General features: G+C 61.7%; 17 protein-coding genes and 1 other RNA gene. 12 read left to right on the forward strand and 6 right to left on the reverse strand.

All coding sequences use genetic code 11. From position 1 onward, the window contains the following. Positions 1 to 10: 10 nt before the first annotated feature. From ACI2KG_RS02215 to zapE, 3 genes are all read left to right on the forward strand, one after another. On the forward strand, positions 11 to 646 hold the full coding sequence (locus tag ACI2KG_RS02215) for an alpha/beta hydrolase (RefSeq protein ID WP_404660634.1): 636 nt from the start codon (positions 11 to 13) through the stop codon (positions 644 to 646). Between the two features lie 25 nt (positions 647 to 671). Beyond that, positions 672 to 2,021 (forward strand): tryptophan--tRNA ligase, encoded by a 1,350-nt coding sequence (locus tag ACI2KG_RS02220; RefSeq protein WP_404660635.1) that lies wholly within the window; start codon positions 672 to 674, stop codon positions 2,019 to 2,021. Between the two features lie 254 nt (positions 2,022 to 2,275). Next, positions 2,276 to 3,370: a cell division protein ZapE gene (zapE, locus tag ACI2KG_RS02225; protein WP_404660636.1), complete on the forward strand. Its 1,095-nt coding sequence runs from the start codon at positions 2,276 to 2,278 to the stop codon at positions 3,368 to 3,370. 132 nt (positions 3,371 to 3,502) lie between these two features. On the opposite strand, the gene ACI2KG_RS02230 is transcribed toward zapE, so the two are convergent. Continuing rightward, positions 3,503 to 4,423 (reverse strand): GlxA family transcriptional regulator, encoded by a 921-nt coding sequence (locus tag ACI2KG_RS02230; protein ID WP_201202078.1) that lies wholly within the window; start codon positions 4,421 to 4,423, stop codon positions 3,503 to 3,505. A 250-nt stretch (positions 4,424 to 4,673) separates the two neighbouring features. Then, positions 4,674 to 5,714, reverse strand: coding sequence for an NADP(H)-dependent aldo-keto reductase (locus tag ACI2KG_RS02235; protein ID WP_404660637.1), 1,041 nt, complete (start codon positions 5,712 to 5,714; stop codon positions 4,674 to 4,676). A gap of 258 nt (positions 5,715 to 5,972) precedes the next feature. Between ACI2KG_RS02235 and rplM the strand changes: the two genes are divergently transcribed. The 7 genes from rplM (at position 5,973) to ACI2KG_RS02270 (ending at position 10,834) form a co-directional block, all read left to right on the forward strand. Continuing rightward, positions 5,973 to 6,401 (forward strand): 50S ribosomal protein L13, encoded by a 429-nt coding sequence (gene rplM / locus ACI2KG_RS02240; protein WP_003251819.1) that lies wholly within the window; start codon positions 5,973 to 5,975, stop codon positions 6,399 to 6,401. A 14-nt stretch (positions 6,402 to 6,415) separates the two neighbouring features. Continuing rightward, positions 6,416 to 6,808, forward strand: coding sequence for a 30S ribosomal protein S9 (rpsI, locus tag ACI2KG_RS02245; protein WP_003260797.1), 393 nt, complete (start codon positions 6,416 to 6,418; stop codon positions 6,806 to 6,808). Between the two features lie 262 nt (positions 6,809 to 7,070). Next, positions 7,071 to 7,664, forward strand: coding sequence for a ubiquinol-cytochrome c reductase iron-sulfur subunit (gene petA / locus ACI2KG_RS02250; protein ID WP_201202028.1), 594 nt, complete (start codon positions 7,071 to 7,073; stop codon positions 7,662 to 7,664). After that, complete coding sequence (locus ACI2KG_RS02255) at positions 7,664 to 8,875, forward strand: cytochrome bc complex cytochrome b subunit (protein WP_056801798.1); 1,212 nt, start codon at positions 7,664 to 7,666, stop codon at positions 8,873 to 8,875. Before petA ends, ACI2KG_RS02255 begins: the two co-directional genes overlap by 1 nt. Further along, a complete protein-coding gene (locus ACI2KG_RS02260; protein WP_400614500.1) occupies positions 8,875 to 9,654 on the forward strand; it encodes a cytochrome c1 in 780 nt (259 codons plus the stop codon). Before ACI2KG_RS02255 ends, ACI2KG_RS02260 begins: the two co-directional genes overlap by 1 nt. Positions 9,655 to 9,771: 117 nt before the next feature. Further along, complete coding sequence (locus ACI2KG_RS02265; protein WP_400614503.1) at positions 9,772 to 10,395, forward strand: glutathione S-transferase N-terminal domain-containing protein; 624 nt, start codon at positions 9,772 to 9,774, stop codon at positions 10,393 to 10,395. 10 nt (positions 10,396 to 10,405) lie between these two features. Further along, positions 10,406 to 10,834 carry a ClpXP protease specificity-enhancing factor gene (locus tag ACI2KG_RS02270; RefSeq protein ID WP_404660638.1) on the forward strand — a complete coding sequence of 143 codons (429 nt, stop codon included), beginning with the start codon at positions 10,406 to 10,408 and terminating at the stop codon, positions 10,832 to 10,834. A gap of 179 nt (positions 10,835 to 11,013) precedes the next feature. Here ACI2KG_RS02270 and ACI2KG_RS02275 read toward each other — a convergent pair whose 3' ends face one another. The 4 genes from ACI2KG_RS02275 to ACI2KG_RS02290 form a co-directional block, all read right to left on the reverse strand. Next, on the reverse strand, positions 11,014 to 11,592 hold the full coding sequence (locus ACI2KG_RS02275; protein WP_201202042.1) for a BON domain-containing protein: 579 nt from the start codon (positions 11,590 to 11,592) through the stop codon (positions 11,014 to 11,016). Further along, complete coding sequence (locus ACI2KG_RS02280; RefSeq protein ID WP_136913061.1) at positions 11,589 to 12,182, reverse strand: phosphoheptose isomerase; 594 nt, start codon at positions 12,180 to 12,182, stop codon at positions 11,589 to 11,591. The genes ACI2KG_RS02275 and ACI2KG_RS02280 overlap by 4 nt, the downstream gene beginning before the upstream one ends. Positions 12,183 to 12,268: 86 nt before the next feature. Continuing rightward, positions 12,269 to 12,640, reverse strand: coding sequence for a YraN family protein (locus tag ACI2KG_RS02285; RefSeq protein ID WP_400614510.1), 372 nt, complete (start codon positions 12,638 to 12,640; stop codon positions 12,269 to 12,271). Next, positions 12,640 to 14,457 carry a penicillin-binding protein activator gene (locus ACI2KG_RS02290; protein WP_404660639.1) on the reverse strand — a complete coding sequence of 606 codons (1,818 nt, stop codon included), beginning with the start codon at positions 14,455 to 14,457 and terminating at the stop codon, positions 12,640 to 12,642. Before ACI2KG_RS02290 ends, ACI2KG_RS02285 begins: the two co-directional genes overlap by 1 nt. Positions 14,458 to 14,643: 186 nt before the next feature. Between ACI2KG_RS02290 and rsmI the strand changes: the two genes are divergently transcribed. Next, positions 14,644 to 15,519: a 16S rRNA (cytidine(1402)-2'-O)-methyltransferase gene (gene rsmI / locus ACI2KG_RS02295; protein ID WP_404660640.1), complete on the forward strand. Its 876-nt coding sequence runs from the start codon at positions 14,644 to 14,646 to the stop codon at positions 15,517 to 15,519. 67 nt (positions 15,520 to 15,586) lie between these two features. Next, positions 15,587 to 15,959, forward strand: an RNA gene (gene rnpB, locus ACI2KG_RS02300) — RNase P RNA component class A. Positions 15,960 to 16,015 lie beyond the last annotated feature (56 nt).

Below are 16,015 nucleotides of genomic sequence, written 5' to 3' on the forward strand. Positions count from 1 at the left end.
GAGTAGTGCCTTGCTTGTCCGCGAAACCCCCTTGTTCATCGATGGCCCCTGCGGCCCGCTGGAAGCCCTGTACCTGGACGTGGCCGACGCCCGCGGCGCGGTGCTGATTTGCCACCCCAACCCGGTCCAGGGCGGTACCATGCTCAACAAGGTGGTCTCGACCCTGCAGCGTACCGCCCGTGATGCCGGCTATGTGACCCTGCGCTTCAACTACCGTGGCGTTGGCCAGAGTGCCGGCAGCCATGACATGGGCGCTGGCGAAGTGGCCGATGCCGAGGCTGCAGCGGCCTGGCTGCGTGGCAAGCACCCCGAACTGCCGCTCGTACTGATGGGCTTCTCGTTCGGCGGTTTTGTCGCCACCAGCCTGGCTGGCCGCCTGGAGGCCGCCGGGGTGGGCCTGCAGCACTTGTTCATGATCGCCCCGGCGGTGATGCGCCTGACCGATGAATTCCCGCTGCCGCAGCAGTGCCCGATCACCGTGGTGCAGCCGGATGCCGACGAAGTGGTCGCGCCGCAGCTGGTTTACGATTGGTCCTACAGCCTGTCGCGTCCCCATGAGCTGCTGAAAGTGGCAGAATGCGGACACTTCTTCCATGGCAAGCTGACCGATCTGAAGGATCTGCTGCTGCCGCGCCTTTCGAACTGAGCCAAGCCTGAATAAGCGAACACCCATGACCACGCGCATTCTTACCGGTATCACCACCACCGGCACTCCGCACCTGGGCAACTACGCCGGCGCCATCCGCCCGGCGATCCGTGCCAGCCAGCAGCCCGGTGTCGACTCGTTCTACTTCCTGGCCGACTACCACGCCCTGATCAAGTGCGACGACCCGCTGCGCATCCAGCGTTCGCGCCTGGAAATCGCCGCCACCTGGCTGGCCGGTGGCCTGGACCCGGACAAGGTGACCTTCTACCGCCAGTCCGACATCCCGGAAATCCCCGAGCTGACCTGGTTGCTGACCTGCGTCGCAGCCAAGGGCCTGCTCAACCGTGCGCACGCCTACAAGGCTTCGGTAGACAAGAACCTGGAAGCCGGCGAAGACCCGGATGCGGGTGTGACCATGGGCCTGTTCAGCTACCCGGTGCTGATGGCTGCGGACATCCTGATGTTCAATGCCAACAAGGTGCCGGTCGGCCGCGACCAGATCCAGCACGTGGAAATGGCCCGCGACATCGGCCAGCGCTTCAACCACCTGTTCGGCCAGGGCAAGGATTTCTTCGCCCTGCCAGAGGCGGTGATCGAAGAGAGCGTGGCGACCCTGCCGGGCCTGGACGGGCGCAAGATGTCCAAGAGCTACGACAACACCATCCCGTTGTTCACCAGCGCCAAGGACATGAAAGACGCCATCTCGCGCATCGTCACCGACTCGCGTGCGCCAGGCGAAGCGAAAGACCCGGACACCTCGCACCTGTTCACCTTGTATCAGGCCTTCGCGACGCCGCAGCAGTGCAGCGAATTCCGCGAAGAACTGTTGCAGGGCCTGGGCTGGGGCGACGCCAAGCAGCGCCTGTTCCAGTTGCTGGACGGCCAGTTGGCCGAGAAGCGTGAGTACTACCACCAGTTGATCGCCCGCCCGGCGGACCTCGAAGACATCCTGCTGGCTGGCGCCGCCAAGGCCCGCAAGACCGCCACGCCATTCCTCGAGCAACTGCGCGAAGCCGTTGGCCTGCGTTCGTTCCGCACCAGCGTGCAGGCCGGCACCGAAGTGAAGAAAAAGGCTGCCAAGAGCGCGCGTTTCGTCAGCTTCCGCGATGAGGACGGCAGCTTCCGCTTCCGCCTGCTGGCCGCCGACGGTGAGCAACTGCTGCTGTCGCGCAGCTTCGCCGACGGCAAGAGCGCCGGTGCTGTGAGCAAGCAGCTGCAGCAGGGCGGCGAGGCGGATGTACGCGTTGAAGGATTGGGCTTTGGCGTGTGGCTGAACGGCGAGCAGGTGGCCGAAGGGCCGCAGTTCGACAGCGCTGACGCGCGTGATGCGGCCATCGAAAGCCTGCGTGCAGCCTTGGCGCCACAGCAGGACTGAGGGTGTTGCACTGTGGCAGCGGGCGCGCCGCGGTGCCTGGCACCGGCTCTGCCGGTGTTCGCGGGTGAACCCGCTCCCACAGGTAATATGTGCAGCCTGAGGGGTTTTACCTGTAGGAGCGAGTTCACTCGCGAACACCGGCAAAGCCGGTGCCATACAGCGTAAATGAGGCATATTGACGCAAGTCGCATTGCCATTAAGCGGGCCTGTCGCTACAGTGACGGCCCGTTTTTTGTTGCCTCGCTAACGAAATCATGACGCCCCTAGAACGATATCAAGCAGATCTGAAACGTCCCGACTTCTTCCATGACGCGGCGCAGGAAACTGCGGTGCGTCACCTGCAGCGCCTGTACGACGACCTGGTGCAGGCGCAGAACAACAAGCCGGGCGTGTTCGGCAAGTTGTTCGGCAAGAAGGAGCAGACCCCGGTCAAGGGGCTGTATTTCTGGGGTGGGGTAGGGCGAGGCAAGACTTACCTGGTCGACACCTTCTACGAGGCGCTGCCGTTCAAGCAGAAGATGCGCACGCACTTCCACCGCTTCATGAAGCGTGTGCATGAGGAAATGCGCACCCTCAAAGGCGAGAAGAACCCGCTGACCATCATCGCCAAGCGTTTCAGCGAAGAAGCCAAGGTGATCTGCTTTGACGAATTCTTCGTTTCGGACATTACCGACGCGATGATCCTCGGCACCCTGATGGAAGAGCTGTTCAAGAACGGCGTATCGCTGGTGGCCACCTCCAACATCGTCCCGGACGGCCTGTACAAGGACGGCCTGCAGCGTGCGCGCTTCCTGCCGGCCATCGCCATGATCAAGCAGTACACCGACGTGGTGAACGTTGACAGCGGGGTCGACTACCGCCTGCGTCACCTGGAGCAGGCCGAATTGTTCCATTACCCGCTCAATGACGCGGCGCACGAGAGCATGCGTGCCAGCTTCAAGGCGCTGACCCCTGAGTGCACCCAGGCGGTCGAAAACGACGTGCTGATGATCGAGAACCGCCCGATCACTGCCCTGCGTACGTGCGACGACGTCGCCTGGTTCGACTTCCGCGCCCTGTGCGACGGGCCGCGCAGCCAGAACGACTACATCGAGCTGGGCAAGATTTTCCATGCTGTGCTGCTGAGCAACGTGGAGCAGATGAGCGTCACCACCGACGACATCGCCCGCCGCTTCATCAACATGGTCGATGAGTTCTACGACCGCAACGTCAAGCTGATCATCTCGGCCGAGGTGGAGCTGAAGGACCTGTATACCGGTGGGCGCCTGGCCTTCGAGTTCCAGCGTACCCTGAGCCGGTTGCTGGAGATGCAGTCGCACGAGTTCCTGTCGCGCGCGCACAAGCCTTGAGAATCCGGGGCCGCTTCGCGCCCCATCGCCGGCAAGCCAGCTCCCACAGGTTTAGCGCAGCCCTTGAGACTTATGCAATACCTGTGGGAGCTGGCTTGCCGGCGATGGGCTGCAAAGCAGCCCCAGAGGGCCTCAAGCCTCCTGCATGAACTGCTGCCGATACTGGTTCGGCGATAGCTCGGTATGCTGGCGGAACAACCGCGCAAAGAAACTCGCATCGTCATAACCGACCTCGTAACTGATGGTCTTGATGCTCTTGCGCGTGCTCGACAACAACCCCTTGGCCGTCTCGATACGTAGCCGTTGCAGGTAGTGCAGCGGTTTGTCACCCGTCGCGCCCTGGAAGCGGCGCATGAAGTTGCGAATGCTCATGCCGTGGTTGCGCGCCACATCTTCAAAGCGGAACTTGTCGGCGAAGTGCTCTTCCAGCCAGTGCTGGATCTGCAGGATGATCAGGTCCTGGTGCAGCTTCTGCCCGCCAAAACCCATGCGCCCTGGGGTGTAGTTGCGCTGCACTTCGTAGAGGATGTCGCGCGACACCGCCCTGGCCACGTTGGCGCCGCAGAAGCGCTCGATCAGGTAGATGTACAGGTCGCAGGCCGACGTGGCGCCGCCAGCACAATAGATATTGTCGGCATCGGTCAGGTGCTTGTCCTGGTTCAGGCGGATATTCGGGAACCGTTCGGCAAAGCTGCTGAAGAAGCGCCAGTAAGTGGTCGCCTCCTTGCCGTCGAGCAGGCCGGACTCGGCCAGCCAGAACACGCCACTGGCCTCGGCGCACAGCACGGCGCCACGGGCATGCTGGTCACGCAGCCACGGCAGCACCTGGGGGTAACGTTGCAACAGGTTATCGAAGTCGTCCCAGTAGGCCGGCAGGATGATCACATCGGCGTCGTCCAGGCCGCCGTCGACCGGCAGCTGCACATTGCTGAAGCTGTCCACGGGCTGGCCATCGGGGCTCACCAGGCGGATCTCGAACATGGGCTGCAAGCCCAGGCCCAGCTGCTTGCTGTAGCGCAGGCTGGCGAGGTGGAAAAAGTCCTTGGCCTGCATCAAGGTAGAAGCGAACACCTTGTCAATGGCCAGGATGCTGACGCGCCGCAGCGACGCGGAGGGTTGGGTAAACATCATTGTCATTGTTCTTATAGGGTAGAGTGGTCAATCACCGGCTGGATCGTCTTATTTTTTTGGGCGAGCTGCAAGCTTCAAGCTGCAAGAAAAGAGCAGTCCGTGCGCGAGCGGCTCTCTCTTGTAGCTTGTAGCTTGTAGCTTGTAGCTTGTAGCTTGTAGCTTGTAGCTTTGATCAAGGCGCCGGGTTCGGCTGCTCCTGGTGAATCACCTCGATCGCCGCCAGCAACTCGTCGCTCAGGTTCAGCTCAAAGCTGGCCAGGTTACTGTCCAGCTGCTCCAGGCTGGTCGCACCAATGATGTTGCTGGTCACGAACGGCTGCCGCGTGACGAACGCCAAAGCCATCTGTGCCGGGGCCAGGCCGTGATCGCGGGCCAACTGCACGTAACGGCTGCAAGCCGCCACCGTTTGCGGGTTGGAGTAGCGGGCAAAGCGGCTGAACAGGGTCAGGCGCGCATTCTCTGGCCGTGCACCGTTCTCGTACTTGCCTGAAAGCATGCCGAATGCCAACGGCGAATAGGCCAGCAAACCGCACTGTTCGCGGATGGCCACTTCCGCCAGGCCCACCTCGAAGCTGCGGTTTAGCAGGTTGTACGGGTTCTGGATCGACACCGCCCGCGGCCAGCCACGGCTTTCGGCCAGCTGCAGGAACTTCATGGTGCCCCACGGCGTTTCGTTGGACAGGCCGATGTGGCGGATCTTGCCCGCGCGCACCTGCTCGTCGAGCACCTCGAGGGTTTCTTCCAGCGGGGTAAAGTGGTCCTGCGGCAGGTGCTGGTAGCCCAGCTTGCCGAAGAAGTTGGTGCTGCGCTCTGGCCAGTGCAACTGGTACAGGTCGATACGGTCGGTCTGCAGGCGCTTGAGGCTTTCGTCCAGCGCCGCGACGATGTGCTGGCGGTTGTGCTTGAGCTGGCCGTCGCGGATGTGGCTGATGCCGTTGCCGGGGCCGGCGACCTTGCTGGCCAGTACCCAGTCATCGCGGTCACCTTGCTCGCGGAACCAGTTGCCGATGATGCGTTCGGTGGCGGCGTAGGTTTCCGGGCGCGGCGGCACCGGGTACATCTCGGCGGTGTCGATGAAGTTGATCCCGGCGGCCTTGGCCCGGGCAATCTGTGCAAAGGCCTCGGCCTGGACGTTCTGCTCGCCCCAGGTCATGGTGCCCAGGCACAGGGCGCTGACGTTGAGGTCGGTTCGGCCGAGCTGGCGGTATTCCATCGGGTAAACACTCCTTGGCAATAGAAGCTCATCAAAGCAGGTTGAAATTTTTCGCGCAATCTGGATAATTCAGCCCCTCTCCGCGTGGCGGAAGTGATGCACCATCACGCAGGAAGAACCCCGTCGAACATTGGCGTGCCCGACCCGAGCCCCCAAAAGCGTCTGTGTTCGGCTGCGCGCTTGCCCTTGGCAAGATGTGCACTATCCAGTAAGATTCGCCGTCTATTTTTCGCTGGGCGGCCTCTGAGGCTTTAGAGAATGAAAACTTTTACTGCTAAACCGGAAACAGTAAAGCGCGAGTGGTTCGTAGTCGACGCCGCTGGCCAGACCCTGGGTCGTCTGGCTACCGAAATCGCTACCCGTCTGCGTGGCAAACACAAACCAGAATACACCCCTCACGTTGACACCGGCGACTACATCGTCGTTATCAACGCCGAGCAGGTTCGTGTGACTGGTGCCAAGTCTTCCGACAAAATGTACTACTCCCACTCCGGCTTCCCGGGCGGTATCAAGGAAATCAACTTCGAGAAGTTGATCGCCAAGGCCCCTGAGCGTGTTATCGAAACCGCGGTCAAAGGCATGCTGCCTAAGAACCCGCTGGGTCGCGACATGTACCGCAAGCTGAAAGTGTACGCGGGTGCTGCTCACCCACACACTGCTCAGCAGCCTCAAGAACTGAAGATCTAACGGGATAGTTCATTATGTCGGCGACTCAAAATTACGGCACTGGCCGTCGCAAGACCGCAACCGCTCGCGTATTCCTGCGTCCGGGTACTGGTAACATCTCCATCAACAACCGTTCTCTGGACGTGTTCTTCGGTCGCGAAACCGCTCGCATGGTTGTTCGCCAGCCACTCGAGCTGACCGAAACCGTTGAGAAGTTCGACATCTACGTCACCGTTTCCGGTGGTGGTGTCAGCGGTCAGGCCGGTGCGATCCGTCACGGTATCACCCGCGCCCTGATGGAATACGACGAAACCCTGCGTGGCGCCCTGCGTCGTGCTGGCTACGTCACCCGCGACGCTCGTGAAGTCGAGCGTAAGAAAGTGGGTCTGCGTAAAGCGCGTAAGCGTCCTCAGTACTCCAAGCGTTAATACCGCTTCGGCAGTCGAAAAAAGCCCGGTTCCTTGGAACCGGGCTTTTTTTTTGGCTTGAACTAACCTGTCAGCATGTCAGTAGCCGCTTGTCGAATAGACGCAGATCAAGCAAAGCGCGGGTTGTTGCCCCTTGCCAGGGTAATCCCTTGTCAGTGTGTGGATTTGTTTCTTACCATGACGGCCAATTTTTAGTGCCACTGACACAACCTAAGTACAAGCCTGGTTCAACAGGCCAAGCAAGCTGATGGGAGAGGACTGAATGAGCAATGACGGCGTCAACGCAGGCCGGCGCCGCTTCCTCGTAGCCGCGACATCCGTGGTCGGGGCAGCGGGAGCAGTGGGGGCTGCGGTACCGTTCGTGGGGTCATGGTTTCCCAGTGCCAAGGCGAAAGCCGCAGGTGCACCGGTGAAGGTCAATATCGCCAAGGTCGAGCCTGGGCAGCAGATGGTTGCAGAGTGGCGTGGCCAGCCTGTATTCATCGTGCGGCGAACGCCGGAAATCCTTGGCAACCTCAAAAAAATTACCGGCGAACTCTCTGATCCAGAGTCGAAGGCTTCAGTGCAGCCGACCTACGTCGACCCTGAGGTGCGTTCGATCAAGCCGGAAGTGCTCATCCTCGTCGGCCTGTGCACGCACCTGGGTTGTTCGCCCACCTTCCGCCCGGAAGTCGCACCCGCCGACCTGGGTCCGAAGTGGGTGGGCGGCTATTTCTGCCCGTGCCATGGCTCCCACTACGACCTCGCTGGCCGTGTCTACAAGTCGCAGCCGGCGCCCCTTAACCTGCCTGTGCCACCGCACTCATACGAGTCGGACGAGATTGTCGTCATCGGCGTCGACCAGGAGAACGCATGATGAGCAAGTTCATGGACTGGATTGATGCTCGCTTCCCCGCCACCAAAATGTGGGAAGACCACCTGAGCAAGTATTACGCGCCCAAGAACTTCAACTTCCTGTACTTCTTCGGCTCCCTGGCATTGCTGGTACTGGTCAACCAGATCGTCACTGGGGTATGGCTGACCATGAGCTTCACGCCCTCGGCGGAAGAGGCCTTCGCCTCGGTCGAGTACATCATGCGTGACGTGGAATACGGCTGGATCCTGCGCTATCTGCACGCTACCGGCGCGTCTGCGTTCTTCATCGTAGTCTACCTGCACATGTTCCGTGGCCTGCTCTACGGCTCCTACCAGAAGCCACGCGAGCTGGTCTGGCTGTTCGGCATGCTGATCTACCTGGCGCTGATGGCCGAGGCCTTCATGGGTTACCTGCTGCCGTGGGGCCAGATGTCGTACTGGGGTGCCCAGGTGATCATCTCGCTGTTCGGTGCCATCCCGGTGATCGGTGACGACCTCACGCAATGGATTCGCGGGGACTACCTGATCTCGGGCATCACCCTGAACCGCTTCTTTGCGTTGCATGTGGTGGCCCTGCCTATCGTGATCCTTGGCCTGGTGGTGCTGCATATCCTCGCCCTGCATGAAGTGGGGTCTAACAACCCCGATGGCGTCGACATCAAGAAGAAAAAGGATGAAAACGGTATCCCGCTGGACGGCATCCCGTTCCACCCTTACTACACCGTGAAAGACATTGTCGGCGTGGTGGTGTTCCTGTTCGTGTTCTGCGCCGTGGTGTTCTTCTTCCCGGAAATGGGCGGTTACTTCCTGGAGAAACCGAACTTCGAGCAGGCCAACGCCTTCAAGACACCCGAGCACATCGCGCCGGTGTGGTACTTCACACCGTTCTACGCCATCTTGCGTGCGGTGCCTGACAAGCTGATGGGCGTGATTGCCATGGGTGCGGCCATCGCCGTGCTGTTCGTACTGCCCTGGCTCGACCGCAGCCCGGTGCGTTCCATGCGTTACAAGGGCTGGATCAGCAAGGTCTTCCTGCTGGTGTTCTGCGTGGCCTTCGTCATCCTCGGCGTGCTCGGCGTACTGGCACCGACACCCGGGCGTACCTTGCTGTCACAGGTGTGCACGGTGCTGTACTTCGCCTACTTCCTGCTGATGCCGTTCTACACAAGGCTCGAGAAGACCAAACCGGTTCCGGAAAGGGTGACTGGCTGATGAAAAAGTTGATTGCAGTATTTTTGCTGGCAGTGATGCCTGCCTTTTCCTTCGCTGCCGAACACGGCCTGGAACTGGACAAGGCCGATATCGACCTGACCGACAAGGCCGCCATGCAGGACGGTGCGCGTACCTTTGCCAACTATTGCATGGGTTGCCACAGTGCCAAGTTCCAGCGTTACGAGCGGGTCGCCGATGACCTCGGTATCCCGCACGAGCTGATGCTCGAGAAGCTGGTGTTCACCGGCGCCAAGATCGGTGACCACATGCAGATCGGCATGCAGCCAAGCGATGCCAAGACCTGGTTTGGCGCCGCGCCGCCCGACCTCACCCTGGTTGCCCGGGTGCGCGGTACCGACTGGCTGTACACCTACCTGCGCAGCTTCTACGAGGACCCATCGCGGCCGTACGGGGTGAATAACAAGGTGTTCCCGAACGTCGGCATGCCTAACGTGCTGGTCGGCCTGCAGGGTAACCAGGTGATCGGTTGCAAGCAGGTGCAGACGGTGACCGATGGCAAGAAGCAATTCGACCCATTGACCGGTAGCCCGATTACCCACGAAGCCTGTGACCAGCTGACCATCACGCCGAAATCCGGTACCCTGACCACCGAGCAGTTCGACGAGAAGGTCAAGAACCTGGTGACCTTCCTGGCCTATTCGGCCAACCCGGTCAAACTGGAAAGCCAGCGCATCGGTACCTACGTGTTGCTGTACCTGGCTTTCTTCTTCGTATTCGCCTACTTGCTCAAGCGTGAATACTGGAAGGACGTGCACTGATCACGCAGTAGTTTCTGGTTGTTGAACGCGCCCGGGGCGCCCTGGTAGTCATGCCAGGGGGCCCCGGGCGCGTTTTCATTTACAGTTGCACAAGCATCCCGTGCGAGGAGCCGCTACATGGGCGCAACCAACAGGTTAGCCTGCTATTCCGATCCCGCTGATCACTATTCTCATCGGGTACGCCTGGTGCTGGCCGAGAAGGGCGTCAGTGTGCAGGTCATCGATGTCGACCCTGCGCGCTTGCCACCCAAGCTGGCCGAGGTCAACCCTTACGGCAGCGTGCCGACCCTGGTCGACCGTGACCTGGCGTTGTATGAATCGACCGTGGTGATGGAATACCTCGAGGAGCGTTACCCGCACCCGCCGCTGATGCCGGTTTACCCGGTTGCACGCGGCAATAGCCGTTTGCTGATGCACCGCATCCAGCGCGACTGGTGCGCCCTGGCCGATACCGTGCTCGATTCGCGCAGCAGCGAGGCTGCCCGTACCGAAGCGCGCAAGGCCCTGCGCGAAAGCCTGACCGGCGTTTCGCCGTTGTTCAATGAATTCGCTTGCTTCATGAGCGATGAGCAAAGCCTGGTCGATTGTTGTCTACTTCCAATACTCTGGCGTTTGCCGGTGTTGGGTATCGAGTTGCCGCGGCAAGCCAAGCCGCTGCTGGATTACATGGAGCGCCAGTTCGCCCGCGAGCCTTTCCAGGCGAGCCTGTCCTCCGTAGAACGTGAAATGCGCAAGCTTTAAGGAGCCGTTGATGAACTCCAGTCGCCCCTATCTGGTTCGAGCACTGTACGAGTGGATCGTCGACAACGATTGCACGCCCCATATGCTGGTCAATGCCGAATTCCCGAAAGTTCAGGTGCCGGATGGTTTCGCCAGTGATGGCCAGATTGTCCTGAATATCTCGCCAAGTGCCGTGCGCAGCTTGCACATGGACAACGACGCAGTCAGTTTCGAGGGCCGCTTCGGTGGTGTTGCCCATTCGCTGTTCGTGCCGGTGGGTGCCATCCTGGGTATTTATGCCCGTGAAAACGGCCAAGGCATGGTCTTTGAACTGGATTCGCCGGATGGCGAAGATCTGGAAGATGATGATGATGTGCAACCGGACGACGATGGCCCGCCAGAGGGCGGTGGCCAGCCGCCTCGCCCGACGGGTCGGCCCAGCCTGAAAGTGGTCAAGTAATAAAAAAGGCGATCCAACCGGATCGCCTTTTTCTTTGCCTCAAGTCATTCACCAAGGGTGCGCACGCCTCTGGCACAGGAATAATTGGCCCGAAACAGATGTGGGAGCGGCCTTGTGCCGCGAAGCGCCGCGCGGGCGGCGCTCGGTCTTGCAGGCGCTGAAAATTTCCAGACCAACAATCAGTCGATGTATTCGAACAGTTTGACGATCTTCTGCACACCCGACACACCCTGCACCACGGCAGTGGCCGAGTTGGCCTCTTGCTGGGTCACCAGGCCGAGCAGGTAAACGATGCCGTTCTCGGTAATCACCTTGATGCGCGAGCTGGGTACGGCATTGTCGGTCAGCATCTGGGTCTTGATCTTGGTGGTCAGCCAGGCGTCGTTGTTGCGCGCCAGGATCGAGGAGGGCTGCATGACCTGCAGCTCGTTGTGCACCTTCTTGACGCGTTGAACCTGGCCGGCAGTCTGCTCGGCAAGGCTCTTGAGGTCGGCGCGCGGGGTCTGGCCGGCCAGCAGGACGATGCCGTTGTAGCTGCTGACAACGATGTGCGAACCCTTGTCCAGGTCCGGGTTGGCCTTGGAGATGTTCACGGCGGCCTTGGTTTCGATCAGCGAGTCGTCGATCTTGCTGCCGATGGTGCGCGTGCCGCGATCGTCTTCAATCGGCGAATTGCGCGCAGAGGTGAGTACCGAGCTGCAGCCGGTGACGCTCAGGCACAGGGTCAGGGCCAGCAGGCCGAGGCGCATAGGGGTCATTCTTCACTCCCGAACAGTTGGCTGTCGATCAGATCGCACAGGCAGTGGATCGCCAGCAGGTGGACTTCCTGGATGCGCGCGGTAACCGTCGAAGGTACGCGGATTTCCACGTCTTCGGGCAGCAGCAGCGAAGCCATGCCGCCGCCGTCGCGCCCCGTCATTGCTACGACAATCATTTCGCGGTCATGTGCGGCCTGGATCGCCTGGATCACGTTGGCCGAATTGCCGCTGGTGGAGATCGCCAGCAGAACATCGCCGGGCTGGCCCAGCGCGCGGATCTGCTTGGAAAACACTTCGTTGTAGCTGTAGTCGTTGGCGATCGAGGTCAGGGTCGAGCTGTCGGTGGTCAGGGCAATGGCCGGCAGGCTCGGGCGTTCGCGCTCGAAGCGGTTGAGCAGCTCCGAGGAAAAGTGCTGCGCATCGCCGGCCGAGCCGCCGTTGCCACAGGCGAGCATCTTGCCCTCGTTGAGTAGCGCATTGACCATGACCAGGCTGGCCTGCTCGATGTGCGGTGCCAGGATGTCCATCGCCTGTTGCTTGGTATCGATGCTGGCCTGGAACAGCCGGCGAATTCGGGATTGCATGTCCATCTGGTGACCTTAAGTGGGGCGGTGGCCTTTGCAACGCGCAACAACGACCAGCCCGCGATACATAGAGCAAAAAATACGAAGAGGGTTCAGCATTCGAAGGCGTTTTTCAGCCATTGAAGCGGTCTGCCTGCATGGTGGCTGCCCTGCAGGGCGACAACGTCGAAGCGGCAGGGGTGGTTGCCCCAGTGGGGCTCCTTTTGCAGGAACAGGCTGGCGGCAAGCACCAGCCGTTTCTGCTTGCGCCCGTCGATACTGTCGAGGGCGCCTCCAAAGGCCGCGTGCAGCCGGTAGCGGACTTCGACGAATACTACTGTATCGGCGTCGAGCATGACCAGATCAAGCTCACCGCCTTTGCATCGCCAGTTACGCGCAAGCAGCTGCAGGCCCTGCCCTTGAAGGTACTCAAGGGCTTGGGATTCTGCGGCCTGGCCGGCGCTGGTTGGTGATGCTGCGGCCATCAGCGCGGGGTGTCAGGCAGGCGCTTGACCTGGCCGCCGGCAAATTCGGCCCATGGCAGCTGGCGTTCGACGCGCTGGTTGGCATTGATGCCAAGGCTGCCGGAAAGGCCCTGGACGCGGCTGTCCGGCAGTGCTTTCAGCTGGCCCAGGCGTGGCGCCAGGCTGTAGGCATCTACGCCCATGGCATACAGGCGGCCCAGGCTGCCGGCAGCTTGTGGCCACTGCTGTACCACCTGCTGGCGCAGGCTGTTGCTGGTGTCGAGCAGCCACGGCGTTTCGCAGAAGCGGATGCCGTTCATGTCGTTGTACTGGTTGACGTCACCACTGGCGCTGTACAGGTTGGAGGTGGCGTAGACCGGTACGTCGCCGGCGTACTGGAAGTTCAGCGTCGGCTTGATCTGCTGCGCCTGTTGTGGGGTGGAGGCGAGGAAGATGAAGTCGATGTCCTGGCGGCGCGACGGTTGTGCGGCAATGCTGCCGCCTACGGTGCTTTGCAGGCTCTTGGCGCGGCCTTCGCTCTGGCGCAGCTGGAACAGGTCGGCGATCTGTTGGGCCAGGGCAACGGGCTGAGCGATGCGCTGGGCGGCGAGTATGGTGCCGCCATTGCCCTCCCAGTCCTGACGGAAGGCGGCCAGCACGCGGTCACCCCACTCGCCGCTTGGCACCAGCGCCACGGCACGGACCATGCCGTCGGCGCGGGCGCGGCGGGCGACTTCGCGGGCTTCGTCTTCGGCAGCCAGGCCGAACTGGAACAGTTGCGGCGGGGCTACCTGGCCGGCATCGGCGTAGTTCAAGGCCAGGGTGGTGATTGGCAGTTGCGGTTTGCTGGCCAGTTGCTTGACCAGTGGTTTTTCCAGCGGGCCGATCACCAGTTGCACGCCGGCGGCCTGGGCCTGGCGATAGAAGTCGTCGAGCGAACCGATGCGCGAGCTGTCGAACACTTGCACGGCAGGTGCCGGCTGGCCGGCTTGCTGGCCCTGGAAATGCGCGGCCATGAAGCCATCACGCAGGGCGCGGGCAACGCCGGCCAGCGGGCCTTCCTGAGGCAGGAGCAGGGCGATCTTTGTCAGCGGTTGGCTGGCCAGCTCCTTGAGCTTGGTCAGCGCCAATGGCAGTTGTTGGGCAGCCGGGTGGTCCGGGTGCTGCTTGACCCAGGCCTCGATGGCGGCTTGCTGCTGCTCCAGGGTGCCGGCGCTTTTCACGGCGAGGGCCAGGCTGGCCCAGCCGTTCAGGGTCTGGTCGTTGCCAGGCTGCTGCAGCTGCTCTGCCGGCAATGAGGCAACCAGGGCCCAGGTGGCGTCGTTGTTGGCGCTGGCGGCCTGGCCGCTGAGCAATGGGGCCAGCAGTACGCGCTGTTGTGCAGCAGCCAGGGCCTGGCCGTCGGCCTCGAGGGCAGCGGCGTGCACGTTGTAGGTGCGTGCTTGCTGCTCTTGGGGCAGCTCGGCAACGCGCTGCAGGCTAGGGTGGGCCAGGGCAGCGAGGGCGGCCTTTGGCTGGTTGCGGCTCATGGCCAGTTCGGCAGCGAGGGTGCTGGCGAACACTTGCTGGGCCGGCTTGAGGGTGTCCAGCGGGACCTGCTCGAGAATGCGTGCGGCACGGGGGAAGTCCTTCTGCTTGTAGGCCAGGTCGGCCGCGCTCAGGCGCAGCAGGGCGGCGTCTTCCGCAGACTTGCTGGATGCAGCCTTTTCGAGCAGTTGCTCGATGCTGGCGTCCGGCGTGCGTGGCAGTTCGCCCAGGCTGGATGAGGGCGAGCTGGCGCAGGCTGCCAGCAGGGCAGCGAGGCAGAGGGCTGTGAGCAGCCGCAGGCAAGCGATCATGTAAAGGTCCTGTTACTCGATCAAGTTGGCCGGCAATTGTACCCAAGCACTGGCCGGGGCGCGATGTTGCCGTGTCGATCCTTCACTATAGGTGGCTTGCCGCAGGTCGACGATGAAGTTCTTTGCGCCCTGTTGCAGGCGCTCGGGCTACAATGGCGGCTTTGATCCGAATGACAGGTGTGCGCAGTGACTGATGTGGCAGGGGCTTCGAAATCCACGGTGGGGACGCTGTATGTGGTGGCAACCCCCATCGGCAACCTCGACGACATGAGCGCCCGGGCGCTGAAGGTGCTGGCAGAAGTGGCGCTGATCGCCGCCGAAGATACCCGCCATTCGATCCGCCTGTTGCAACACTTTGGTATCGATACGCCACTGGCGGCCTGTCACGAGCACAACGAGCGTGACGAGGGCGGGCGCTTTCTCACCAAGCTGCTGGCCGGCGAAAACGTGGCGCTGGTCTCCGACGCCGGCACGCCGCTGATTTCCGACCCGGGCTACCACCTGGTGCGGCAGGCGCGGGCAGCCGGTGTGAGTGTGGTGCCTGTGCCCGGCGCCTGCGCCTTGATCGCCGCGCTGTCGGCGGCCGGGTTGCCGTCGGATCGCTTCATTTTCGAAGGTTTCCTGCCGGCCAAGCAGGTTGGGCGCCGGGCGCGCCTGGAGCAGGTGAAGGAAGAGCCGCGCACACTGATCTTCTATGAGGCGCCGCACCGTATCCTTGAATGCCTTGAGGACATGGAAGCGGTTTTCGGTGGCGAGCGCCCGGCGCTGCTGGCGCGTGAGCTGACCAAGACCTTCGAAACCCTCAAGGGCCTACCGCTGGCTGAGTTGCGGGCATTTGTGGCAGGTGACAGCAACCAGCAGCGCGGTGAGTGTGTGGTGCTGGTGGGCGGCTGGACTGCGCCGGAAGGCGAGCAGGCCATCAGTACCGAGGCCCAGCGGGTGCTCGACCTGCTGCTGGCCGAGTTGCCACTGAAGCGGGCGGCGGCGCTGGCGGCTGAAATTACCGGGGTGCGCAAGAACCTTTTGTATCAACTTGCCCTGGAAAAGCAGAAAGCCGAATAGTGGCAGTTTGATATAAATGCCGGTAGCGCTTGTTCTTGGGCGCGTGTGCCGTTAATCTTGTCGGCGGAGAGTCGATCGGACAGTCGCTGCCTGTTTTTGTTCCGCTACCTTGTAGAACAACAGCGGGGGGAGGAAAGTCCGGGCTCCATAGGGCAGAGTGCCAGGTAACGCCTGGGAGGCGCGAGCCTACGGAAAGTGCCACAGAAAATAACCGCCTAAGCACTTCGGTGCCGGTAAGGGTGAAAAGGTGCGGTAAGAGCGCACCGCACGGCTGGCAACAGTTCGTGGCTAGGTAAACCCCACTCGGAGCAAGACCAAATAGGGTTCCATCAGGCGTGGCCCGCGTCGGAACCGGGTAGGTTGCTAGAGGCGTCCAGTGATGGCCGTCGTAGAGGAATGACTGTCCTCGACAAAACCCGGCTTACAGATCGACTCTCCACCTTTCCTTTCCTGCTTGATTCGATAGCAGATCCCCACTGGTAATACCGAAAAAATC

Origin of the sequence: Pseudomonas sp. NPDC089407, from assembly GCF_044900445.1 — a bacterium.
In the GTDB taxonomy this organism is placed as follows: Bacteria; Pseudomonadota; Gammaproteobacteria; order Pseudomonadales; family Pseudomonadaceae; genus Aquipseudomonas.

Excerpts from the sequence above, each read along its gene's own strand:
- ACI2KG_RS02220 (WP_404660635.1), top strand. The coding sequence starts at position 672 with ATGACCACGCGCATTCTTACCGGTATCACCACCACCGGCACTCCGCAC.
- zapE (WP_404660636.1), top strand. The coding sequence starts at position 2,276 with ATGACGCCCCTAGAACGATATCAAGCAGATCTGAAACGTCCCGACTTC.
- ACI2KG_RS02230 (WP_201202078.1), bottom strand. The coding sequence starts at position 4,423 with ATGCAGGCCAAGGACTTTTTCCACCTCGCCAGCCTGCGCTACAGCAAG.
- ACI2KG_RS02235 (WP_404660637.1), bottom strand. The coding sequence starts at position 5,714 with ATGGAATACCGCCAGCTCGGCCGAACCGACCTCAACGTCAGCGCCCTG.
- rplM (WP_003251819.1), top strand. The coding sequence starts at position 5,973 with ATGAAAACTTTTACTGCTAAACCGGAAACAGTAAAGCGCGAGTGGTTC.
- rpsI (WP_003260797.1), top strand. The coding sequence starts at position 6,416 with ATGTCGGCGACTCAAAATTACGGCACTGGCCGTCGCAAGACCGCAACC.
- petA (WP_201202028.1), top strand. The coding sequence starts at position 7,071 with ATGAGCAATGACGGCGTCAACGCAGGCCGGCGCCGCTTCCTCGTAGCC.
- ACI2KG_RS02255 (WP_056801798.1), top strand. The coding sequence starts at position 7,664 with ATGAGCAAGTTCATGGACTGGATTGATGCTCGCTTCCCCGCCACCAAA.
- ACI2KG_RS02260 (WP_400614500.1), top strand. The coding sequence starts at position 8,875 with ATGAAAAAGTTGATTGCAGTATTTTTGCTGGCAGTGATGCCTGCCTTT.
- ACI2KG_RS02265 (WP_400614503.1), top strand. The coding sequence starts at position 9,772 with ATGGGCGCAACCAACAGGTTAGCCTGCTATTCCGATCCCGCTGATCAC.
- ACI2KG_RS02270 (WP_404660638.1), top strand. The coding sequence starts at position 10,406 with ATGAACTCCAGTCGCCCCTATCTGGTTCGAGCACTGTACGAGTGGATC.
- ACI2KG_RS02275 (WP_201202042.1), bottom strand. The coding sequence starts at position 11,592 with ATGACCCCTATGCGCCTCGGCCTGCTGGCCCTGACCCTGTGCCTGAGC.
- ACI2KG_RS02280 (WP_136913061.1), bottom strand. The coding sequence starts at position 12,182 with ATGGACATGCAATCCCGAATTCGCCGGCTGTTCCAGGCCAGCATCGAT.
- ACI2KG_RS02285 (WP_400614510.1), bottom strand. The coding sequence starts at position 12,640 with ATGGCCGCAGCATCACCAACCAGCGCCGGCCAGGCCGCAGAATCCCAA.
- ACI2KG_RS02290 (WP_404660639.1), bottom strand. The coding sequence starts at position 14,457 with ATGATCGCTTGCCTGCGGCTGCTCACAGCCCTCTGCCTCGCTGCCCTG.